The organism is Novosphingobium sp. Leaf2 (assembly GCF_001421325.1).
Taxonomy (GTDB): domain Bacteria; phylum Pseudomonadota; class Alphaproteobacteria; order Sphingomonadales; family Sphingomonadaceae; genus Novosphingobium.
In genome coordinates this window covers 153,291-174,044 of record NZ_LMJY01000005.1, presented here as the reverse complement: position 1 = coordinate 174,044, position 20,754 = coordinate 153,291, and the positions used below count along the sequence as shown (strand labels likewise).

At 65.1% G+C, this 20,754-nt stretch carries 22 protein-coding genes; 5 read left to right on the top strand and 17 right to left on the bottom strand.

What is annotated here, in order from left to right; genetic code table 11:
• Positions 1-16 precede the first annotated feature (16 nt).
• The 9 genes from ASE49_RS05490 to ASE49_RS05450 form a co-directional block, all read right to left on the bottom strand.
• A complete protein-coding gene (locus tag ASE49_RS05490; protein ID WP_056769100.1) occupies positions 17-457 on the bottom strand; it encodes a DUF411 domain-containing protein in 441 nt (146 codons plus the stop codon).
• A 23-nt stretch (positions 458-480) separates the two neighbouring features.
• A complete protein-coding gene (locus tag ASE49_RS05485) occupies positions 481-855 on the bottom strand; it encodes a DUF305 domain-containing protein (protein ID WP_056769099.1) in 375 nt (124 codons plus the stop codon).
• Between the two features lie 81 nt (positions 856-936).
• Positions 937-1,500: a DUF305 domain-containing protein gene (locus tag ASE49_RS05480; RefSeq protein WP_235522850.1), complete on the bottom strand. Its 564-nt coding sequence runs from the start codon at positions 1,498-1,500 to the stop codon at positions 937-939.
• A 19-nt stretch (positions 1,501-1,519) separates the two neighbouring features.
• The gene (locus tag ASE49_RS05475; RefSeq protein WP_327195751.1) at positions 1,520-2,236 is read right to left on the bottom strand and encodes a hypothetical protein; all 717 of its coding nucleotides are present in this window, start codon (positions 2,234-2,236) and stop codon (positions 1,520-1,522) included.
• Between the two features lie 35 nt (positions 2,237-2,271).
• Entirely contained in the window at positions 2,272-3,486 is a 1,215-nt protein-coding gene (locus ASE49_RS05470; protein ID WP_056769098.1) for a copper resistance protein B, read from the bottom strand.
• The gene (locus tag ASE49_RS05465; RefSeq protein ID WP_056769097.1) at positions 3,483-5,408 is read right to left on the bottom strand and encodes a copper resistance system multicopper oxidase; all 1,926 of its coding nucleotides are present in this window, start codon (positions 5,406-5,408) and stop codon (positions 3,483-3,485) included. The genes ASE49_RS05470 and ASE49_RS05465 overlap by 4 nt, the downstream gene beginning before the upstream one ends.
• A gap of 47 nt (positions 5,409-5,455) precedes the next feature.
• Complete coding sequence (locus tag ASE49_RS05460) at positions 5,456-6,049, bottom strand: RNA polymerase sigma factor (protein ID WP_056769096.1); 594 nt, start codon at positions 6,047-6,049, stop codon at positions 5,456-5,458.
• A complete protein-coding gene (locus ASE49_RS05455; protein WP_056769095.1) occupies positions 6,046-6,486 on the bottom strand; it encodes a periplasmic heavy metal sensor in 441 nt (146 codons plus the stop codon). The genes ASE49_RS05460 and ASE49_RS05455 overlap by 4 nt, the downstream gene beginning before the upstream one ends.
• Positions 6,483-6,755 (bottom strand): hypothetical protein, encoded by a 273-nt coding sequence (locus tag ASE49_RS05450; RefSeq protein WP_056769161.1) that lies wholly within the window; start codon positions 6,753-6,755, stop codon positions 6,483-6,485. Before ASE49_RS05450 ends, ASE49_RS05455 begins: the two co-directional genes overlap by 4 nt.
• A 119-nt stretch (positions 6,756-6,874) precedes the next feature.
• Here ASE49_RS05450 and copC point away from each other — a divergent pair, with 119 nt between their 5' ends.
• On the top strand, positions 6,875-7,246 hold the full coding sequence (copC, locus tag ASE49_RS05445) for a copper homeostasis periplasmic binding protein CopC (RefSeq protein WP_056769094.1): 372 nt from the start codon (positions 6,875-6,877) through the stop codon (positions 7,244-7,246).
• A 2-nt stretch (positions 7,247-7,248) separates the two neighbouring features.
• Entirely contained in the window at positions 7,249-8,178 is a 930-nt protein-coding gene (copD, locus tag ASE49_RS05440; protein ID WP_056769093.1) for a copper homeostasis membrane protein CopD, read from the top strand.
• Positions 8,179-8,212: 34 nt separating this feature from the next.
• Here the strand turns inward: copD and ASE49_RS05435 are convergent, their stop codons facing one another.
• From ASE49_RS05435 to ASE49_RS05400, 8 genes are all read right to left on the bottom strand, one after another.
• Entirely contained in the window at positions 8,213-8,548 is a 336-nt protein-coding gene (locus tag ASE49_RS05435; protein WP_056769092.1) for a four-helix bundle copper-binding protein, read from the bottom strand.
• 322 nt (positions 8,549-8,870) lie between these two features.
• A complete protein-coding gene (locus ASE49_RS05430) occupies positions 8,871-9,788 on the bottom strand; it encodes a cation diffusion facilitator family transporter (protein WP_056769091.1) in 918 nt (305 codons plus the stop codon).
• Entirely contained in the window at positions 9,785-10,393 is a 609-nt protein-coding gene (locus tag ASE49_RS05425; RefSeq protein ID WP_056769090.1) for a cation diffusion facilitator family transporter, read from the bottom strand. Before ASE49_RS05425 ends, ASE49_RS05430 begins: the two co-directional genes overlap by 4 nt.
• Positions 10,390-13,611, bottom strand: a complete 3,222-nt coding sequence (locus tag ASE49_RS05420; protein ID WP_056769089.1) for an efflux RND transporter permease subunit — start codon at positions 13,609-13,611, stop codon at positions 10,390-10,392. Before ASE49_RS05420 ends, ASE49_RS05425 begins: the two co-directional genes overlap by 4 nt.
• Positions 13,612-13,614: 3 nt before the next feature.
• Positions 13,615-14,787 carry an efflux RND transporter periplasmic adaptor subunit gene (locus ASE49_RS05415; RefSeq protein WP_056769088.1) on the bottom strand — a complete coding sequence of 391 codons (1,173 nt, stop codon included), beginning with the start codon at positions 14,785-14,787 and terminating at the stop codon, positions 13,615-13,617.
• Entirely contained in the window at positions 14,784-16,049 is a 1,266-nt protein-coding gene (locus ASE49_RS05410; protein ID WP_056769087.1) for a TolC family protein, read from the bottom strand. Before ASE49_RS05410 ends, ASE49_RS05415 begins: the two co-directional genes overlap by 4 nt.
• Positions 16,050-16,112: 63 nt before the next feature.
• Positions 16,113-16,481: a hypothetical protein gene (locus ASE49_RS05405; RefSeq protein ID WP_156370130.1), complete on the bottom strand. Its 369-nt coding sequence runs from the start codon at positions 16,479-16,481 to the stop codon at positions 16,113-16,115.
• Positions 16,468-17,130, bottom strand: coding sequence for a cation transporter (locus tag ASE49_RS05400; protein ID WP_056769158.1), 663 nt, complete (start codon positions 17,128-17,130; stop codon positions 16,468-16,470). The genes ASE49_RS05405 and ASE49_RS05400 overlap by 14 nt, the downstream gene beginning before the upstream one ends.
• A gap of 69 nt (positions 17,131-17,199) precedes the next feature.
• On the opposite strand from ASE49_RS05400, the gene ASE49_RS05395 reads away from it, so the two are divergent.
• The 3 genes from ASE49_RS05395 to ASE49_RS05385 all read left to right on the top strand — a co-directional run bounded on the left by ASE49_RS05395 (position 17,200) and on the right by ASE49_RS05385 (position 20,754).
• A complete protein-coding gene (locus tag ASE49_RS05395; protein ID WP_056769085.1) occupies positions 17,200-17,619 on the top strand; it encodes a MerR family transcriptional regulator in 420 nt (139 codons plus the stop codon).
• Between the two features lie 179 nt (positions 17,620-17,798).
• Positions 17,799-18,941: a tyrosine-type recombinase/integrase gene (locus ASE49_RS05390; RefSeq protein ID WP_056769084.1), complete on the top strand. Its 1,143-nt coding sequence runs from the start codon at positions 17,799-17,801 to the stop codon at positions 18,939-18,941.
• Positions 18,934-20,754 (top strand): site-specific integrase, encoded by a 1,821-nt coding sequence (locus ASE49_RS05385; protein ID WP_056769083.1) that lies wholly within the window; start codon positions 18,934-18,936, stop codon positions 20,752-20,754. The genes ASE49_RS05390 and ASE49_RS05385 overlap by 8 nt, the downstream gene beginning before the upstream one ends.

Below are 20,754 nucleotides of genomic sequence, written 5' to 3'. Positions count from 1 at the left end.
TTGCGCCTCCCTCCTTTTAGTGGTGGGCGAACACCTTGCGTCCACCAGGTCCGAACGCAACGACGTCGTAGGGCTGGGCCTTCATGCCCGGCATCTCCATGCCCGGCGAGCCCATCGGCATCCCGGCAACCGCGAGCCCCATCACACCCTTCGGGTGCGTTGCCAGAGCCCGCTTCATGTCGGCGATCGGCACATGACCCTCGAAAGTCATACCGTCGATGATGGCCGTGTGGCACGAGGCTAAGTCCGCAGGTACGCCCCGGGCCTTCATGAACGCGGGCCGGTTCGCGTCGTCGACCACGCGGACCGCTCGACCGAACTGAGCCTTCACCTGCTGCGCCCACTTCTCGCAACATGGGCAGCCCGGATCACGGTGCATCAGCACCGGCCCGGCAGCCACGGCTGCGACCGGCATGGCGAACGCTACAACAGCGGCGAGAAGGCGGGTGCGGGTCATATCTGTTCCTAGATGGTCGCCGATCACTGTGCAGCCTTGCCGTGCGCCCGCAGCCAGGCGTTCAGCTCGCCGACTTCCTTGTTCTGCTCGGCGATCGTCTTGGTCGCCATCTGGCGGACCTTTGCGTCCTTGGTTTCGCGCAACACTATCTGCGACATGGCGATGCCGCCGCGATGATGCTCGACCATTTTGCGGACCCAGGTCTCGGTCGCATCGGCGCCCATGGCCGACATCATCTTCTGATGCATCTGCATTTCAGAGGGCGGATAGGGGTTGGCCGGCGTCGGCTGCATCATCTGACCATGGTTCATGCCCGAATGATCCATGCCCTGCATCTGGGCGATGGCCGGTGCGGCGCCGAGTGCGGCCGCGAGGGCCAGAACAGTCAACTTCTTCATCGTGTCGCTCCTGCGTAAACGCCCCCGCCCACAGGAGAGATACGGGCGTGCGGACCGTATCCCTCACGCTTGTGATCGAATTCAGTGGATCGGCTGCAGCGTATTCACCCCGGCGCTCTCGTCGGTTTCAGGCGGGGGAGGGGGCACCTGCTTGTCACGATAGGAGGGCAGGTCGGGCGCGTTCGCGGGCGTCGGGCGTGCCTCAAGCCGGGCAATCACCCGCTTCATCTCAGTAATTTCGCGGACCTGCGCATCGATGATCCCGTCCGCCATCTTCCGCACCTCCGGGTCTTTGATGTGCGCGCGCTCGCTGGTCATGATGGCGATCGAGTGATGCGGGATCATGGCCTTCATATAGCTCACGTCGTCCACCGTTTCCTGGCTGCGGACGAGCCAAAGCGCGAGCGCGAACACCACGATGCTACCGCCGATGATCGCGGCATTCGTCCGCTTGTTCTTGTACATCGACCACATGAAGAGGAGCATGATGATCGCCATCGTGGCACCCATCACGAACGCCATCCAGAACCGTGTCTGGCTAAACTCGATATGCCCGAGGGCATAGACGTTCACGTACATCAACCCGAACATGACGACGGTCGAGGTCGCCACCATCGCTGCGAAGCGACCGTAGCCCATCTCCATGTTCATCTTGCCTTGGCGGTCATCCATCATGCGACTCCTGTCTGGAAATATGCCCCCCGGCTTTGCGGCGCGCCCGTCTCGGCCAGCGCATGAAGAGAAGGATCGCGCCTGACACTGCGAAGACGAGACCGCCTGCGGCAAAGGCGTTGAGCCACGGCGTGTTGAACCGCTCGTGCTCGGTCCAATCCATGATGTGGAGGCCCCAGAAGAAGTCGTACAGCCGCCACGTTCCTGTCCGGACCGACGTGAGCCGTCCCGTGTCGGCCGCTACATAGATGCGGGTGGCGTCATCGTCGGCGAACGTGGCACGCCAAGCTGGCAACGCCCCGCGATACTCGGTGCTGGCTCGTTCGACCCGCTCGATGGTGGGCGCAGGCACACCACTCCCTCGATACGCTTTCTGAGCGATCGTCCTGGCCACCCTGGCATCCAATGGTGGAAGTGGTGCAGCCGTGCGAGCGTCCAGCAGACGGATGTGGCCATCCACAAGCTGTGCCTCGACGATCGGTCGCCCGAGCAGCATGCGGTGCTGAAGCTGCCGGACCGGCGCTCCGGCTGACGCGAGCAAGGTAGGCAGCGGTGCGAAGCCTTGTGTGCTCGACAACGCCGGCTCGGCGTTCCGTTCGATCCGGTGATCGCCATGCACGGTGTCGATCGGGAGCAGGCTCATCACAAGGCCGCTGGTGAACCAGACGATCGCCTGCGCGCCGATCAGGAGAGCAAGCCAGCGGTGGATCTTGCTCGCTCCAAGGTGGAGGCGGAGCCGCGGGCTCAGAACCAGGTCCTCACGCCGGCGACGAAGCTGAAGCCGCCCGTGTCGTCGCCCCGTGCCCGCGAGAAGCGGGCGGTGTCGCCGAACTGCCGTTCCCACGACACGCCGATATAGGGCGCGAACTCACGGCGGCCCTCGTAGCGGAGCCGCAAACCGGCCTCCAGGTCCGTAAGCCCAGAGCCGATCCCGGTCTCCCGCACGTCCTGGGCCGCGAAGTTGGCCTCCACCCTGGGCTGGAGAACGAAGTAGTTGGTGATGCGCTGGTCGTAATAGCCCTCGGCGCGGGCGAGCACGTCGCCCTTGTCGGAGAGGAACAGCGCTCCCTCGACCTCGAATTGGTAGGGGGCCAGCCCCTCGATCCCGATCGTCGCATAGGTGCGCGACGGGTTCGGCTTGAAATCGTAGCGGACGCCGGCCTGGAGGTTCCAATAGGGATCGAGGGCGTGGCTATAGAGCGCCTGCACCTCGGCGCTCTCCAGCGACTTGCCGAAGCTGCCTTCACCCTCCGACTTCAGCCAGAGCCGGTTGATGTCGCCTCCGATCCAAGCCTCGCTATCCCAGCGGTAGCCATCGCTTCCCTTGCGGGCCTGATACTCCGCGAGATTGAAGAGCACCTGATAGTAGGTCATCCCGCCATGCTCGCGCCGCAGATCGTTCTCGCGCGAGCTGGCCATGGCATCCGCCCCCCAGAAGCGATCGGCGAGATGATCGCCGGACGGCGCGGGAGCGGGCTTGTTGCCGGGAGGAAGGTCGGTCCCGACCTTGGCGCCTGCCTGGCTACCCTCCGTCGCCATACCGGGCATCGCGCTCATGTCATGCCCGGCATGCGGGTCCTGCCCCGCTGCTGCCGGGGAGCCCATACCGGGCATCGCGGACATGTCGTGGCCGGCGTGCGGGTCCTGGGCGGGCGCGGCCTGCTGCCCGCCCATGTTCATGCCCTGCATCCCGCTCATGTCGTGACCGGCGTGCGGATCGGTCGCCCGAGCCGGCAGGGCCTGAGCGCGACGGGGGGCCTCACGCCGAACAGGAGCCTTCCGCTTGGCCGCGGGCTTCGCTGCCGCTTTCCGTGCGGGCTTGGGGGTCGCCTTGGCCGCGGGCTTCCCCGGCATGGTCATCCCCGGCATGTTGTGCATGGAATGATCCATGCTCTGCCCAGACACGGGGTTGGCCACGACTGCCGTGGCGATTCCGGCGAGAAGGAGCGACCGCTTCATGCTGCTGCCTCCCCGGCCTTGCGGACTTGCACGACGCGCATCATCCCTGCGTGCATGTGGTAAAGCATGTGGCAGTGGAACGCCCAATCGCCTTCCTCGCCGGTCACGTCCCAGCTCACCGTGCCGCCTGGCTGGACGAGCACGGTATGCTTCCGGGGCGCGTATGCGCCTTTCCCCGTCACCAGATCAAAGAAGTGACCATGGATGTGAATGGGGTGCCCCATCATCGTGTCGTTGATGAGGGTGACGCGCACCCGCTCGCCGTGCAGTAGGGTGATCGGATCGGGGCTTTCCGACAGCTTCTCGCCATCGAAGCCCCACATATACCGTTCCATGTTGCCGGTAAGGTGGAGCTTGATCTCGCGCTCGGGTGCCCGCGTGTCGGGATTCCGGTCTAGGGCAACCAGATCGCGATAGGTCAGCACGCGGTGCCCGACGTTCTCCAGTCCCTGACCAGGCTCGCCGGTGCGATCGACGGGCATGGCCGAAATGGTCTGGACACCCGGACCCTTCTTCACGCCCGGGGCCTTCGAGAAATCGCGCATGTTCATGCTGCCCATGTCCATGCCGGCCATCGACTGCCCATCCGTCATGCCCGGCATCGCACCGGACCCGTGATCCATCCCGGCCATCGCGCCACTCTGATCCTGCGGCGCGGTCATCCCAGCCATGGCGCCAGCAGCAGCGCCGGCCCCGCCATGGTTCATCTGGGAATGGTCCATGCCCGCCATCGATCCGGCCTGCGCGCCCGTCACACCGCTCTCCATGCCCTGCATGGAGCCGTGATCCATGGTGCTCATGTCATGACTGCCCATGCCCATGTCCTTCATGGTCGCGAGCGGGCGCTTGCGCAGTGGTGGGACCTCGGCCGCCATGCCCTCGCGGGGTGCAAGCGTCGCGCGCGCCATGCCGGAGCGATCGACGCTCTCGCCCACGAGCGTGTAGGCGCGCATGTCGGGCGGCGTGACGATCGCATCATAGGTTTCGGCCGGGCCGAACTGGAACTCATCGATCTGAACGGGGCGCACGTTCAAGCCATCGGCCGCGACGATCGTCATCGGCAGGCCAGGGATTCGGACGTTGAAGGTTGTCATGGACGATGCGTTGATGAAGCGAAGCCGCACCCGCTCGCCCGGCCGGAACAGCGCGGTCCAATTGTCCTTGGGGCCATGGCCGTTGACCAGATAGGTGTAGGTCGAGCCGGTCACGTCGGCGACGTCGGCGGGGTCCATCCGCATTTTGCCCCACATCAGCCGCTCTTTCAGTGGCTGATCCTTGCCGGCCAGCAGCCCGCCCAAGGTCTGGCGCTGACGGTTGAAATAGCCCGACTCCTTCTTGAGGCGATCGAACAGATAGTGTGGGTGCTGGAAGCTGTGGTCGGACAGCACGATGACGTGCTCGCGATCGAACTGCACCGGGTCGGGGTTCTTGGGGTCGATCAGAATAGGGCCGTAATGCCCCTCCTGCTCCTGAAGCCCCGAGTGACTGTGATACCAATAGGTACCGCTCTGGATGATCGGGAACTCGTAGGTGAAGGTCGAGCGCGGGGGGATGCCCGGGAAGTTGATGCCGGGCACACCGTCCATCTGGAAGGGCACCAACAGCCCATGCCAGTGGATTGACGTCTCCTCGTCCAGCTCGTTCACGACATGAAGGCGGACATTCTGCCCCTCGCGTAAGCGAATGAGCGGCGCAGGCACGGTGCCGTTGATGCCGATCGCATGGCTCTGCCGCCCATCGATCATCATCATCTGATGCGCGACCTTCAGCGTGATGTCGTCGCCCGAGACCGTCGGCAATGGCTTGGCAATGCCCGCGGACACCGGCTGCGCCCACGCCGGCATGTACGCCGACAGCGCAAGGCCGCTTCCGGCTAAGGTGGCACCGCGCAGCACTTGGCGGCGGTCGAGTACGCGCGACATGGAAGCTCCTCGAAGGGCGGGACCGCTATCGGCCCGTCTCACCCCTTCTACGCGTCCCGCACGCCCATCCCTTGTGCGCCGCCCAACTTTTCTAGGAGGCGCAAGCGTGCCCGGTAGAGGCGAGTTTCGACAGCCTTCTGGCTGATCCCCAACACCTCGGCGGTTTCGGCCTGCGTTAAACCCTCAATCGTGCGCAGCACCAGCGCTTCCTTAAGGTTCATCGGCAAGGTCGAAATGGCACCTGTCACCCGGTCCAACTCCTGACGGTCGGCTGCCCCGTCGTCGACCGCCACCTGATCGTCCACCACAGCTTCGGCCCGATGATCGATAGGGGTCGCAAAGGAGAAGAACCGGCGCACCGTGCGCTTTCGCGCCCAGTCACGGCACTTGTTGATCGCGATCGTCGAAAGCCACGCCTTCATGGCGCGCTGCCCGTCGTACCGCGGGAGGGCCTGGTGTGCGGCGACGAACGTCTCCTGCACGAGGTCGAGCGCTTCTTCGGGTTCGCCGACGCATGCCCGCGCGAGCCGGAACACCGGCTGTTGGTAGCGCCGCACGATTTCGGCAAAAGCAGCCTGCCGACCGGCGATGCTGAGCGTCGCCAGCTCGGCATCGGACAGTGTGGTCCAATCGAGGCTCACCCCTGGCCGTCGGTGAGCGCCTTCACCACCGCAGCGTCGAATTGGGAGGTCTGATCGGTCCGTAGAAGCTGCCGCATGGCGAAAATGTGGGCCAACGTGGCCTTTTGCAGCTCGCCCATTGCGGCATGGCTCTGATCGACCGCGGCCGTGACCTGTGGGCCGTTGCCGTGCTCGGCCTCGATCGCCTCGGCAAGCCGGGCATTGGTCGCGCGCAACTCCAGCTCGAGAGCGCGCCGTTGTACCGCGAACCGATCCTCCAGAACCTTCAGCTTAGCCTGCTGATCGGCATCGAGCGCGAGCTTGTGATGCAATACCTCGTGCAACGCTACACCGGGCTGCTTGGGTTGGGGCAACAGCGCACGCCCGACGAAAACGCCCCCGATCGCCGCGAGAAAGGCGAGGACGACACACAGAAGTACGCGCTTGGTTGAGGTCACGGCTCGCCTATCAGCAAAGTCGAGGGTGCGAGCGGTGAGGCTCCGCCGAGCGGTGCGAGCGACACCGCGGGGCTCGCGGTCGCGGGCAGTTCGGCGCCGATCATGCCGATCGCCAATGCCGCAACCGTCACCACACCGATGCCGAGCCCGGCCTGCCGCACGACCGGCCGGGCGCCGATGCGTGCGAGAACACGTGCTTCGACCTCGTCCAGCGCGGCCGGAACCGGTGCTCCCGCCAACCTCGCCAACGCTCTGTCCAGATCATCCATGTTTTCCACTCCGTCCCCTTAACACTGGTTACGCAGCGCTGCCCATCATCCCTCACCCGGCCGCTTGAGGGGTGCGCAATTGCGCCGCGTAGAATGGACAGAACATAACGGAGTACCTCATGCGTCCCGCCAGCCTCCTCGCCGCTCTTGCCATTCTCGGGCTTGCCAGCACTGCCCAAGCTCACCCCAAGCTCCTGTCGGCTTCACCCGCGCCGAACGCGACCGTTGCCAAACCCGCACGTCTCGCGCTTCGGTTCAGCGAGAAGCTGATGCCGAAGTTCTCAGGCGCGGACCTGATGATGACCGCGCATGGCGGTAGCGCGCACCCGCCGATGAAGGTCGCGGCTGCGGCCGGGGTCGCTGATGATGGCCGCACCCTCGTTGTCACGCCGAAGGCACCACTCGCACCGGGCCGCTACAGCGTCGCATGGCATGTCGTCTCGGCCGACACCCACCGCGTCGCTGGCAACTTCGCGTTCGCGGTAAAGTAAAAGTGGACACCGACTGGCCGCTGATCGCGGTCCGCTTCGCGCTCTATGTGACGCTAAGCGGACTGTTCGGCCTGTCGGCTTTCAGCCTTTATGGCCTCAAGGCCGGCGAGCTCGCCGACGCGATTGCGTTGCGCCTCTGGCTCGTCGGAAGCGGCCTACTCGCCCTCCTTTTCTCCGGGATCGCCCTCGCGCTGCTCGCCGCGGCGATGGCCGGGGCGCCGCCTTGGCCGGTCGATCAGGAGGCGATCGGGATGCTCCTCTCCGGGTCTGCGACGGGCACCGCGTGGGAAGCGCGGATGGCTGCGCTTGGGGTGGCCTCGATCGCGGCCCTCGTGGCAGCCGGTCGCCCGGTGTTGCTCGGCTTGGTGGCGTTCGCCGCGGCCGTGGCGCTCGCAACACTTGCCTGGACGGGGCACGGCGCGATGGACGAGGGCACCATTGGCTGGGTACATCTGGGCGCCGACATTCTCCACCTGCTTGCCGGCGGAGCGTGGGCGGGAGCGCTGCTTGGGCTTGGGCTTCTCGTCGCCCGGCCGGTCCGCCGCGTCGACGCCGCCCATCTGGCGCTCACGCACCGCGCCCTGCACGGGTTTGGCTTGGTGGGCACGATAATGGTCGGCACGATCGCCGTCACCGGGATCGTCAATGCCTGGTTGCTGGTCGGCCTTGCCAATCTGCCGAACCTCGCCGCTACGGTCTACGGCCAGCTTCTGATCGCGAAGCTCGCGCTCTTCGGCGTGATGCTCGCGCTCGCGTCGCTCAACCGATTTCGTCTCACGCCGGCGTTCGAGCGGTCGATCGCCGTGACCGATCATCGCGGCGCACTCGGCGCCTTACGGCGCAGCCTCGCGGTTGAGGCGAGCTGCGCAGTGACGATCCTTGCGCTCGTCGCATGGCTGGGGACACTCGAACCGCCCGCTTCGGCGATGTAAGGGGCGGGCGGCCGAACGCCGCCCGCCTCGCCGCTCAGGCGGCCATCTTCTCGCATTCTTCGGCGCACCGCTCGCAGGCGGCAACGCAGTCGTCCATGCCGTCGAGCACTTTGCAGCTCGCCGCGCAGGCCCGGCAGATCTGAGCGCAGATGCCGCACACGAGCTTATGCTGGTCGGAGCCGCGGGCCATGAAGTCGAGCGAGGTGGCGCAAACCTGCGCGCAATCCAGCATGATCTTGATATGGTCGGGCGCGGCGTGCGCACCGCCTACCTGAAGGCAATGTTGGGTCGTCATCGACAGGCAGGTCACATGGCAATGGTGGCAGGCGTCCATGCATGCCTGTATCTCTGCGCTCATCTGGTGGTGCATCGGTCATCTCCGCTAAGCCCCCGCCCGTAGAATAATACGCGGGATGCCGGTTTGGCCCTCAACTACCTGGCCTCATTCGTTGCCGGTCGGCGGAGTTTTTACCGACTTCGGTTTAGGACCACGCTTCACTGTTTCACGCCAAGGCCGCGCAGGAGACGGGAGAGCGACCCGTAGCGATGCCGCCCTGCCGCGAACGCCATCCATCGTTCTTCCCATTTCTCTGGCAATCGTTGCCAATGGCTGTCTCGCGGCGATCCGCTGGCGAAGCTCTGCGTCCGCTTCCTCCGTCCAGCGCCATCGCTTTCTTGTCGTCACCGCGTGCTCACGGGCGCAGGTGCCCAGTGTCCTCGCAAGGTTCGGCCGCTGCTTCGGTCTGGATCGTACAATGCTCGATCCCGAACCGGCTATCGAGCGTGTCCGCAACGGCCTTCCTGACCGCGTGGGCACCGGCGCCATCGACCAGCGTCACGTGCGCCGTGCAGTTGATATCGTCCGACGCCATCGACCAGACATGGAGGTCGTGAACGCCGGCAACACCGGGTACACCGGCGATGCTCGCACGCAGTTCCGGCAGCTTGATCCCCCCCGGCACACCTTCCAACAACACGTTCGTGGTGTCCCGAAGCAGCACCCACGTCCGGGGCAGCACCCATAGGCCGATCCCAACTGCCACAACCGGATCGACCCAAGTCCACCCGGTGAACCGTATTGCGAGCGCACCCGCGATCACGCCGACGGAGCCGATCATGTCGGCCCAAACCTCAAGGTAGGCGCCCTTGACGTTCATGCTCGCGTCCTTGCCGGACGTGAGCAGCTTCATCGAAATGAGGTTCACGACGAGGCCGATCACGGCGACGATCATCATGCCCGTCGACTGAACCGCCTCAGGCTGGCGGAACCGCTGCACCGCCTCCACCAGCACGTAGATCGCTACGCCGAACAGCAGCAGCGCATTGAAGGCGGCAGCCAGAATCTCAAACCGTTTATAGCCGAACGTCCGTTTGTCATCGGCGGGCTTTTGCCCAAGCCGGATCGCGAGCAGTGCGATCACCAGCGCTGCCACGTCGGTGAGCATGTGCGCTGCGTCGGAGAGAAGCGCGAGGCTGTTGAAGACAAAGGCGCCGATTACCTCGGCGACGAGGTATGCGGTCGTGAGCGCCAGCGCCCAGCTCAGCATCTTGGCGTTCGCCCCAGCAGTGTGATCGTGGGCGTGTCCGCCGTGATCGTGGCCTGCGCTCATTGGTCTTTTCCTTCTGTATCCGCGTCGGAGCGAGCATCACGCAGGATTTCGAGGCCGCCTTTCACCGCAATAGCGGCGACAGCAACGCCGACGACGAGGTCCGGCCAGTTCTGCCCAGTCCAAAGGACAATCACGCCGGCCAGGATGATGCCGCCGTTAGACACGAAGTCGTTGAGGCTGAAGGTCGTCGCCGCCCGCATGTTCACATCGGGCTCGCGCAACCGCTTCAGCAGCCACAAGCAGAGACCGTTCACGAGTGCGGCGACGATCGCCATCCCGATCATCGTGGGGCCGAGCGGTTCGCTTCCGGATAAGTAGCGCCGCCCGGCATCGAGGAGCACACCGGCGGCAAAGAGCAGCAGCAACACGCCCGATGTCAGTGCCGCCCCTCGTTTCCAGGCCTGTGAGCGCGAGAGCGCGAACAAGCTGATGATATAGACGATCCCATCGGAGGCGTTGTCGAGCCCGTTCGCGATCAGAGCGCTTGAATCCGCCGCCACTCCGGACACGCCGAAGCCTGCCGCCAACCCTAGGTTGAGCAGCAGGACTATCCAGAGAGTCCGGCGCTTCTCGGCCGTGTCGAGATCGAAGCTCTCTTCGCTCATGCCGGCAGCTCCTCGGCAACGGGGCCTACCTGCTTGGCCGGCCTTGGCAGCTCACGGCTACCAAAACGGGCATAGAGCGTCGGCAGCACAAACAAGGTGAGCAGTGTCGCGGAGATCAGGCCTCCGATGACGACGGTCGCCAGCGGCTTTTGCACCTCCGCTCCTGCGCCGTGCCCCAACGCCATCGGTACGAAACCGAGCGAGGCCACGAGGGCGGTCATCGCGACAGGCCTGAGCCGAACCAGCGCACCTTGATGGGCCGCAAGCGTGCGGTCCATGCCGTCCCGCATCAGGTCGTGAATGGATGACACCATGACCAACCCGTTGAGAACCGCGATGCCGGATAGCGCGATGAAGCCGACAGCCGCGGAAATGGAGAACGGCATGCCTCTCAGCACCAACGCAAGAATGCCTCCCACCAACGCCAGCGGAACGCCTGTGAACACGATCAGCGCGTCCCTGACGGAGCCGAGCGCGCCGTAGAGCAGGAGAATGATGACGACGAAGCAGATCGGGACGACGATGCTGAGCCGGTCACGGGCAGATGCGAGGTTCTCGAACTGACCACCCCATTCGAGGTACGTCCCTGCCGGTAGCTTCACTTCAGCATCGATGGCTGCCCGGGCGTCAGCCACCACGCCAGCGACGTCGCGATCGCGCACGTTGGCCTGCACCACCACACGCCGCTTGCCGTTCTCGCGGGTGATCTGGTTCGGACCATCGACAACAGCGATATCAGCCACGGTCGAGAGCGGTACGAAGCCGCCAGCGGCAGTCGGCACCGGCACCTGGGCGACGGCCGTAAGGTCCGATCGTGCGCTTTCCGCCATCCGGATCACGACGGGGGAGCGGCGATCCCCCTCGAAGATCACGCCGGCCTGTCGGCCGCCGATCGCGGCCGCAACCGTGTCCTGCACGTCGCCGGCGGTTACGCCGACGCGCGACATGGCAGTGCGGTTAGGCCGGATGTCGAGCATCGGCAGACCTTCGGTCTGCTCGACCCGCACGTCTGCGGCACCCTGAGTGCGCCGGAGAATGCCAGCGATCCGATCTGCGGTCGCATTCATCTCGCCGAAGTCGTCGCCGAACACCTTGATGGCGATGTCACCGCGCACGCCCGCGATCAGCTCGTTGAACCGCATCTGGATCGGTTGGGTGATCTCGTAGGCGTTGCCGGGAAGTGTGGAGAGACGCTTCTCAAGGTGCTCCACCAGCTCTTCCTTGGAAAGGCCAGGCTCCGGCCATTCCGCCTTCGGTTTCAGGATGACGAAGGTGTCCGTAGCGTTTGGCGGCATCGGGTCAGATGCGATCTCGGACGTACCCGTACGCGAAAAGGCGAAGCGGACCTCCGGCGCTTTGGCCAATGCCTTCTCCACCTGGAACTGCATGGCCTGGCTCTGATCGACTGACGTGCCGGGGATGCGCACGGCCTGCACGAGGATGTTGCCCTCATCGAGCTGTGGCAAAAATTCCTGGCCCAGCGTGGTGAAGGCGACGCCGGCAAGCGCCAGTGCGCCGATAGCAACGCCGACCGTGAGCGTGGGTCGACGCATCGCCGCATCGAGTCCTGGTTCGTAGCGCTGCCGAAGGAATGCGATGGCCCGGCTTTCCTTCTCCTCCACGCGCTTGCTGAGCCAGATGGCGATAGCCGCGGGCACGAAGGTCAGCGACAGGATGAACGCGAACACGAGCGCGATGATGACAGTGAGCGCCATCGGCTCGAACATCTTGCCCTCAACGCCGGTGAAGGTGAGCAAGGGCGCGTAGACGAGGATGATGATTGCCTGCCCGTAGACGGACGGCCGGATCATCTCGCGGGCTGAAGCCGCGACCAACCCGAGCCGCTGTTCCAGCGTCAGCTCGCTGTCTCGGCCATGCTGGGCTTCGGCGAGGCGCCGCAATGCATTCTCGACGATGATGACGGCACCATCGACGATCAGGCCAAAGTCGAGGGCGCCGAGGCTCATCAGATTGGCCGAGACGCCGGCTTCCAACATGCCGATGCTGGTGAGCAGCATTGTGATGGGGATGACAAGGGCCGCGATCAGCGCCGCGCGGAAGTTGCCGAGCAGGGCGAATAGGACGACGATGACCAGCAGCGCGCCTTCGGCGAGATTGCGGGCGACCGTCGATATGGTGGAGTTTACCAGCTCGGTCCGGTTCATCACGGGCTTCACGACCACATCGACGGGCAACGAGCGCCCGATCTGCGTCAGCCGTTCGCCCACCCCCGTCGAAACTGTGCGGCTATTCTCGCCAATCCGCATGACGGCGGTCCCGACCACCACTTCGTGGCCGTTCTCGGACGCCGAGCCCATGCGGAGTGCCTGGCCCGTTCGAATGGTCGCGATCTGGTTGAGCAGTATCGGCACACCCTCCCGGGTGGCGACGACAGTGCGGGCAAGCTCGTCGGCATTGCGCACGCGCCCATCGGATCGGACGGCCAGTCCTTCGCCGTTGCGATTGACGACGCCGGCGCCGGCGCTGGTGTTGTTGCGCTCCAGCGCCGTGGTGAGGTCCTGCAGCGTCAGCCGCATGGCGGCCATGCGCTGCACGTCGGGAACAACGAGGTATTCCTTGGTGTAGCCGCCAAGGGAGTCGACCCCCGCCAGTCCTTCCGTGCTTTTCAGCTGGGGCGTGACGATCCAGTCCTGGACCGTGCGCAGGTAGGTTGCCTTGTCGGCTTCGCTGACGAGGTGATCGCCTTCAGGCGTGATGTAGCTGCCGTCTCGTTGCAGCCCAGGCTCGCCGTTGCGATGGTGAACCTGATCCAGCTCGCGGTACTCGACGGTCCACATGAAGATGTCGCCGAGCCCGGTCGCGATCGGCCCCATCTCGGGGTTCACGCCCTCGGGGAGATCTTCCTCCGCGGTCCGCAGCCGCTCCGCCACCTGCTGACGGGCGAAGTAGATATCCGTCTTCTCCGTGAAGACGGCCGTGACCTGGGCGAAGCCGTTGCGGCTGAGCGAACGGGTATATTCGAGGCCGGGGATGCCGGCGAGCGCGGTTTCGACCGTGAACGCCACCTGCTTCTCGATCTGGTCTGGGGAGAGAGCAGGGGCGACGACATTGATCTGCACTTGGTTGTTGGTGATGTCGGGAACGGCGTCGATCGGGAGCTGGCGCAGCGCGCCGATCCCGAGCAGCGCAGCGGCGACGGTGAGAAGCAGGACCAACCAACGCTTCTCGACGGAGAGGGTGACGATGCGACCGATCATGGCTCAGTCCTCATCCCCGCCTTCGCCCTTGCCCAGTTCGGCCTTAAGCGTGAAGCTGTTGGTGGAGGCGATCCGCTCCGAGCCGGTAAGCCCGGACGTCACGACGACCTGACCACCGTTGGTGCGCCCCAATGTTACTGGCGTTGCCCGGAACCCGGTTGGGGTCCGCACGAAGACGAATGACTTGTCCTCGATCATCTGGACCGCGGCGGATGGCACGGCGACGGTGCGGTCCCCACTGGCGGGCACCAGAATCGAGACGTTGACCGTCTCGCCGACGCGCCATGTGCTGCCGGCATTGTCGAGCGTGACGATCACCGGCACCAAACGCGTCGTTTCGTCCAGAATGGGAGACACGAACGTGACGCGCCCCTCCTGACGGCGCCCCGCGGCTGTCACCTCGACGCGCGCGCCGGGCTTCACCCGGCCCGCATCGCTAGGCACCAGCGAGGTTGCGACCGTGACCTTGGAAAGGTTGGCGACCCGGAAAAGCTCGGCGTCGGCTGCGACCGTCTGCCCGAGCGTGGCGGAGCGCGCGACGACCTGACCGGCGATCGGCGAGCGCACCGCAATGCGGTTGAGCGCACCGCCCCCGCTACCGGTCGCGGATAATTGCTGCTGTGCCAGGCGAAGCGCGATGCTGGCTTCCATCGCGGCGGTCCGGGCCGCGACGAGATCCTGTTCCGGCGAGACGCGCTCGGCGAACAGGCGCTGCTCGCGGCGAAGGTTCGACTGCGCGAGGGCAGCACGCGCGCGAGCGGCTTCCACTTCGGCTTTGAGGGACGCCGCTTCGCGGCTCTCGATGATGGCAAGGGGATCGCCACGACCGACGGACTGGCCGAGATTGCGGGTCAGCGAGACGAGCCGCCCGCCCAACGAAGCTGATACCACCTGCACGCCTTGCGGATCGCCTTCGATCGTCGCCGAAAGCTCGATCGCACCCGCCACCCCGCCGACCGTCGGCCGCGTGACCTCGATCCCGGCGTCAGCGATCTGCTGCGCGGACAGGGTGACGACATCCTTGGGGCCTTCCTTAGCCTCGCTGGCTTCGGCACCTTCGGTCTTTTCGGCTCCGACCTTTTCGCCGGCTTCACCACTGCTGCCGGCTCCACCGCATCCGGCAAGGATGAGGGCCAGGGTCACGGGCGCCAGCGCCCGCATGATGATCTTCGTCATTGAATGGTTTCCTCGCGGGAGGGCGCGGCGGCAACGAGCCGTTCCAGGCGTGCCTTTGCGTCGTGATAGGTGGCGAGCGCGTCGATCGCGGCGGTGCGCGTCTCGGACAGGGTCCGCTCGGCATCGAGCAAGTCGAGCTGGCCGAACTTGCCCTCGCGGTAGCCGATCCGGGCAATGCGAGCCGCCTCGGCAGCCGACGCCAGCACCGGGCCGCTCGCATTGCGTGCGGACGTGGCGGCATTGGCCACCTCCGCCTGAGCGTTCGCGATGTCCTGCGCGACGTCCAGCTCGGCGGCACGCCGCAGGGCCTGCGCCTGATCGCTCTGCGCGCGGGCCTGGGCCACGGCTGCCTTGCCGTTGTTGAAGACGGGGAAGGGGATGGAAACCCCGAATACCGCGGCAACGTCGTTGGTCGCCTCGAGCCGTCGTGCGCTGGCGCTCAGCGTTACGTCGGGAACGCGCTGAGAGCGAGCGAGCCGCACCTGTGCTTCGGCCGTCGTTGCGTCGGCACGGGCCGCGGCCAGGGCGAGCGTACCGGCGGGTTCGATCGGCCTCACCGGTCCGAAGCCCTCGACACGATCATACCATGCGAGGTCCAGGGGCGCGGTCACGGGCTGGCCGGTCCGGCGCGCGAGATTGTCTCGCGCCACCTCGGCAAGCCGCTGGGCACGCTCCACAGCCGTCTCTGCGTTGATGCGCAGCACGTCGGCACGCTGCTGTTCGAGCGGTGACGCACGTCCCGCCTGCACACGGACCCCGGCTGCGCGCAGCGCCTCACGGGCGATGCCGGCCTGTTCGCGCGCTGTGACGACACGACGCTCGGCCGATGCTGCCTGGATGTAGAGCTGCGTGACGGCAAGCCGCAGATCGGCCTCTGCCAGCACCGTACCGATGCGCGCCCGGTTGCCGATCGCGTCGGCGACCGCGATCCGCGCCGACCTTTTGCCTCCCAACTCGATCGGGAGCGCCAAGCCGGCGGTCGTCTCCGCACTGCGGAGACCGCGATACTGACCGCTGCCGGCGATGTTCTCGGTTTCGGCGACGATCGACGGATTGGGGCGATAGCCGGCGACGGTACGCCCCGCCTCGGCCGCACGCACCCCTGCTGTGGCAGCTTCGAGGCTAGGCGCGGTTGCCCCGGCGAGCGCCAGCGCGCGCGCCAGCGTGAGTGGGGGACGGGTTGATGCCGGCTCGGAAGATTGCGCGTGCGCGATCGACGCGCACGACGCCACGGCAAATAAGGCCGCGATGAAACGGGACATGGTGACGAACTCCTGACGAACCTGAGGTGCCGCGCGGGAAGCTCCCGGCGGATTAGGCGTTCGTCAGGCTTGGGGTGGTCGCAGGGCCGGGTCCGAAGGCACCGGTGCCATCGGATCGTTGTTCCACGCGATGGGCGCCATCGGCAGCTCGTTCACGGATGCGACAAGACCGGCCTCGAAGGGCACGCCGATATGATGGCCGTGACAACCACCATGGTGGTGCGGGTAGGACTTGTCGGCATCGGCCGGCACCTGGTCCCCGTCACCGACGCTATGTTCGAGCGAGCTGGCGGCGGTAGGGTCGACGCATCTCACGCCTTCGGTCGCATGCGCGACCGATCCCAACCCAAGCGACAGCATGAGCATGAGACAGAGGAACAAGGAGGAAAGCCGGTGCATTGAAATCCGCTTTAGCAGCTTACCGATTGCCATGTAACGGCTGCCTGTAATTGGAAGGAGCAGGCGTGAAACCGGATCGCAGTTCGGCGCGCGCTTGTCGCATGATCTGGAAGCCGCCTGACAGACCGAGCAACGCCATCAACGTGGCCACCACAAGATCAGGCCACGCGCTGTTCAGACCGAAGACGCCGCCTGCGGCCAGCACCACGGCGATATTGCCGATCGCGTCATTGCGCGAGCAGATCCAGACCGAGCGCATGTTCGCGTCACCACTGCGGAAGCGGTACAGCATCACCGCAACCACGACATTCGCGATCAGCGCCGTGACCCCTACGACACCCATAACCTCGGCATGAGGCACAGCGCTGTGGAACGCGCCCCAACCCGCCGCGAGCAGGACATAAAGTCCGAGTAGCGCAAGCGTCGCTCCCTTCAGCATCGCTGCGCGCGCGCGCCAGGCTATCGCCATCCCGGCGACACCAAGGCTGATCGCGTAGTTGGCGGCATCACCGAAGAAGTCGAGCGCGTCGGCTTGGAGCGCTTTCGAACCGCCCGTGATCCCGGCGACGATCTCGACCGCGAACATCCCGCCATTGATGGCGAGCGCGATCCACAGCGCGCGCCGCCACTTCGGGTCGTTGAGGGTGTCCGTCTTGTCGGACGCGCAACTCGTGCAGGCCATGTTCGCCACCTCGATAGAATCGATCTGGCAGCCTATATGCACCCTCTAGTCGCTAGAGGGTCAAGCGCAATGTCTGAGAAACTGACGATCGGGAAGCTCGCTTTGGCGACAGGCACCAAGGTCGAGACGATCCGCTATTACGAACAGATCGGGTTGCTGCCAGCACCAGCGCGGTCGGCCGGCAACTATCGAACCTACGAGGGCGAGCATCTGCGGCGCTTGTCCTTCATTCGTCGCTCGCGCGATCTTGGCTTCTCGATTGATCAGGTACGCGAGTTGATGGGGCTCGCCGATCGTCGCGAACAATCCTGCATGGCCGTGGACGTGATCGCCAAACAGCACAGAAATGCGATTACGCGAAAGATTGCAGACCTGACCGCGCTCGCAGCCGAACTGGATACGCTAATCGATTCTTGTAGTCGCAACACGATGGCCGACTGTAGGATTCTTGAGGCCCTAGCGCCCGGCGCTTTTGAACCTGCCGCCTGACGATACCGTGTGTCGGGAAGCCGGCGGTCCATGCTGCTCTATATGAGTGGTGGCACTCGGTGAGCCCGATCCATCGCTGGCCTTGTTCCGCCGTCAGCTTGTCGCAATCGTTGCGCAAAACCACTCAAAAGAAGCCATGGTCGCCATCGTTGCCCCGCATGAGCGAGGGGAGGCAATCCATGGTCAGCATTGTGCGGGCGGGCACCGGTGAACGGGGTATCCCGGCAAGCTTCCCGATCCTGTTTGACGCCAAAATGGCGATTATCGAGCCTGCCTTCGTCTGGCTCATTGAACATGCCGAACTCAGTGGCCACGCGCAGGCATCGGAAACCGTGCGGACTTACGGTGAGCATCTACACGACTGGTTCGACGCGCTCGAGCAATCTGGGATAGAATGGCGCGAGGCGGACGAGCGTGTGATCGCCGCCTATCGCAACCGCATGCTGGAACAACCTAGCTCGCATACCGGGCGGCCTTATGCCCGGACCACGATCAACGCGCGCGTCTCCACTGTCTGCCGCTTCTACGGTTGGGCGCTCGATCGGGGACTGATCGACCATTGCCCGTTCCGATTGACTGAGAAGATGACGCTGATGCTCAACGGCGCTTATCGCCCCGGATTGCAGCGCCGACAGGTTAACGCGCTGATCGTCTCTCGGCCTGAAAGGCTGCCGCGGCCGCTGCGCGCCGACGAACTGGCCGGGCTGTTTGCGCATCTCAGGTCCACAGCGCGCCTTGCTGCGCAATGGGCGCTCGGAGCGGGCCTGCGCCGCAAAGAGCTTTGCGCGCTCGCCGTGGACCAGATCCCCGATAGCTGGCCGCTCGGCCTCGCCAGCGACCCGCTGGTCGGCGTGCCGCTGCATATCACCAAAGGCGACCGGCCAAGGACGGTTTATCCGCCGCTTCGGCTGCTGGATCATACTCATTGGTATATCGGCGAGGATCGTGCCCGGATCGTCCGCCGCGCCCGCCGTGCCAACCGGGGCTACCGCGCACCATCCAATCTCCTGCTGAACCAACATGGCCGTGCCATGACTCGCACGCTCCTAACGGCGCAGTTCGCGGAAGCGTTCGCGGCCTCAGGGCTTCACGGCACGCTGCACTGGCTGCGCCATACCTTTGCAATGGCAATGCTCGCCCGTCTTCAGGTGCAGGTCCGCACTAATCCCGATCTAAACCCGCTCAAGGTCGTGCAGGTGCTGCTCGGCCACGCCTCGATCGCGACCACGGCGATCTATTTGCGCTGCGTCGAGCTCCACGAGCGCGACCTGAGCGAGAGCCTTGCCTATCTCTATGGCGAGCTGATCCCCGCCGATGGCTAGGAGCCGCCTCGATCGGACGCTGCGGCTCGATCCGGTGCCGGCAGACCATCCGGCGGATGTTGCGGACGTCCAGTTCCGCGACGAATGGGGCGAGATCGTCCAGCGCTTCGATCCAGCGCTGTTCGGAATGCCGGACGACATTAGCGCAGCTATCGCCCAGGCCTTCCGCGATCATGACGTGGCATCCAGCGCCGCCACCCGTACTTCTCGCTGGTTCGCGCTGCGCGTGTTCGGGAGGTTCCTGGGTGAAGACGCGCAGGTCGGGTGCGCGGCCGACCTCGATACGGCAACGATACGCCGATTCATCACCTGGCTGGCGAAGCCCGCCAATGGACGCAGGCGCAGCGTAAAGTCGCAAGCGGGCCAGCTCGGTATGGTCAGACCGATCCTAAATCGCGCGATCGCGGACAATCCGGGCCTGTTCGCACCCAACCTCTCGGTGCCGAACAATGCCATCCCGCTTGCCGGCAGCCAGCGACTGCCACAGAAGCGGTTAACGCCCGCCCAGATGCGGTCGCTGCTGGCAGCCTGCTATGCGGCGATCGATGCGGCCTGGGACAAGTTCCAGTATGGCCAAGCCGTCATAGCCCTGCCCGAGCTGCCGCCACGACCTTCGTGGCGCGGAGAAGGATTGGACCGATGGATATGGCGGCTCCACCGGGCCAACGATGGTCTGTCCCCGGGCGGCAATGGTATGCGGCGCCTAGGTTTCAATTCGAAGGGACTGCCGAAAGCTCATCGGATCGCATCGATCGAGGGCTATCTGCATATAACGACCGATGCTCTGACGGCGTTCTACATCGCGCTGCTAATTCAGACGGCGGCCAATGTCGGGCCACTGCGTCAGATCAAGCGCGACTGCCTTGTAGCCCATCCGCTCGAACGGCATCGCATTATGGTCGAATGGACGAAACCCCGCGCGGGCAGAAAGGTGAAGCGCATGCAGCGGCGATCGTTTGACAATCGCCGTCCCAATGCAGCGCCTCGTCTGATAGAAAAGCTTCTTGCGATGACGGCGCCTCTGTTGCCGCATGTGCAGCGGTCCCAGCGCGACCGGCTGTTCCTGCACCGCTTCCTCATGACGACCGGCCGCAACGAACGCGAGCATAACGCCGGCCAGATCGCGCAGGCCACGTTGCGTTGGGCAATGCTGCGGTTCTACGAGCGCCAGAACGCCGCCATCGCCTTATGGAACCAAGCTCATCCCGATAAGCGCCGGCCGTTTCTTCCCGACTTCTCGCCCAAGCTGTTCCGCAGCAGCATGGCGAGCGCCCACTATACCGCGTCGCAGGGCGACATCATGGCGGCCAAGTCGGTCCTCAACCACGTTAGTGTCGCTACGACAGATATCTACGTCGATGGGGAGGCCGTTCGCCGCCTCGAACGCGATACGATCGGCCGACTCCAGTCGCTGATGATCACATGGGTGCGCGGCGAGTCAGGCTCGGATCGCCCGCAAGATAAAGAGCCAAGTACCAGCGCGCCGGTGACGGTGCTGTTCGGCCACGACTGTCTTCGTCCAACCGACGATGGGCACGCGCGCCCCGGCCACGTGTGCCCGAAACTGGGTGGCTGCCTTACCTGTCCGGGCTTGATTGTCCCGATCAACCCAGATCATCTCGCACGGATTGTGCAGGCCATCCGGCATCTTGAATCAGCCCGTGAGCGTATCGACCCAATCCGGTTTGGCCTCTTCTACGCGCCGAGTCTTCAGGTGTTGACGCAAGACCTACTTTCGGCGTTCCCGCCCGAGATGATGCCAGACGCGGACCGGCTCATTCCCTTTCTGCCGCCGCTGCCGGATCTGGAATAG

What these genes read in the sequence shown, in the direction of transcription:
- ASE49_RS05405 (WP_156370130.1), bottom strand. Translation starts at nt 16,481, where the DNA reads ATGGCAATCGGTAAGCTGCTAAAGCGGATTTCAATGCACCGGCTTTCC.
- ASE49_RS05480 (WP_235522850.1), bottom strand. Translation starts at nt 1,500, where the DNA reads ATGGAGATGGGCTACGGTCGCTTCGCAGCGATGGTGGCGACCTCGACC.
- ASE49_RS05385 (WP_056769083.1), top strand. Translation starts at nt 18,934, where the DNA reads ATGGCTAGGAGCCGCCTCGATCGGACGCTGCGGCTCGATCCGGTGCCG.
- ASE49_RS05395 (WP_056769085.1), top strand. Translation starts at nt 17,200, where the DNA reads ATGTCTGAGAAACTGACGATCGGGAAGCTCGCTTTGGCGACAGGCACC.
- ASE49_RS05400 (WP_056769158.1), bottom strand. Translation starts at nt 17,130, where the DNA reads ATGGCCTGCACGAGTTGCGCGTCCGACAAGACGGACACCCTCAACGAC.
- ASE49_RS05420 (WP_056769089.1), bottom strand. Translation starts at nt 13,611, where the DNA reads ATGATCGGTCGCATCGTCACCCTCTCCGTCGAGAAGCGTTGGTTGGTC.
- ASE49_RS05465 (WP_056769097.1), bottom strand. Translation starts at nt 5,408, where the DNA reads ATGTCGCGCGTACTCGACCGCCGCCAAGTGCTGCGCGGTGCCACCTTA.
- ASE49_RS05430 (WP_056769091.1), bottom strand. Translation starts at nt 9,788, where the DNA reads ATGAGCGCAGGCCACGATCACGGCGGACACGCCCACGATCACACTGCT.
- ASE49_RS05435 (WP_056769092.1), bottom strand. Translation starts at nt 8,548, where the DNA reads ATGCACCACCAGATGAGCGCAGAGATACAGGCATGCATGGACGCCTGC.
- ASE49_RS05470 (WP_056769098.1), bottom strand. Translation starts at nt 3,486, where the DNA reads ATGAAGCGGTCGCTCCTTCTCGCCGGAATCGCCACGGCAGTCGTGGCC.
- ASE49_RS05390 (WP_056769084.1), top strand. Translation starts at nt 17,799, where the DNA reads ATGGTCAGCATTGTGCGGGCGGGCACCGGTGAACGGGGTATCCCGGCA.
- ASE49_RS05425 (WP_056769090.1), bottom strand. Translation starts at nt 10,393, where the DNA reads ATGAGCGAAGAGAGCTTCGATCTCGACACGGCCGAGAAGCGCCGGACT.
- copC (WP_056769094.1), top strand. Translation starts at nt 6,875, where the DNA reads ATGCGTCCCGCCAGCCTCCTCGCCGCTCTTGCCATTCTCGGGCTTGCC.
- ASE49_RS05415 (WP_056769088.1), bottom strand. Translation starts at nt 14,787, where the DNA reads ATGACGAAGATCATCATGCGGGCGCTGGCGCCCGTGACCCTGGCCCTC.
- ASE49_RS05490 (WP_056769100.1), bottom strand. Translation starts at nt 457, where the DNA reads ATGACCCGCACCCGCCTTCTCGCCGCTGTTGTAGCGTTCGCCATGCCG.
- ASE49_RS05450 (WP_056769161.1), bottom strand. Translation starts at nt 6,755, where the DNA reads ATGGATGATCTGGACAGAGCGTTGGCGAGGTTGGCGGGAGCACCGGTT.
- ASE49_RS05485 (WP_056769099.1), bottom strand. Translation starts at nt 855, where the DNA reads ATGAAGAAGTTGACTGTTCTGGCCCTCGCGGCCGCACTCGGCGCCGCA.
- ASE49_RS05410 (WP_056769087.1), bottom strand. Translation starts at nt 16,049, where the DNA reads ATGTCCCGTTTCATCGCGGCCTTATTTGCCGTGGCGTCGTGCGCGTCG.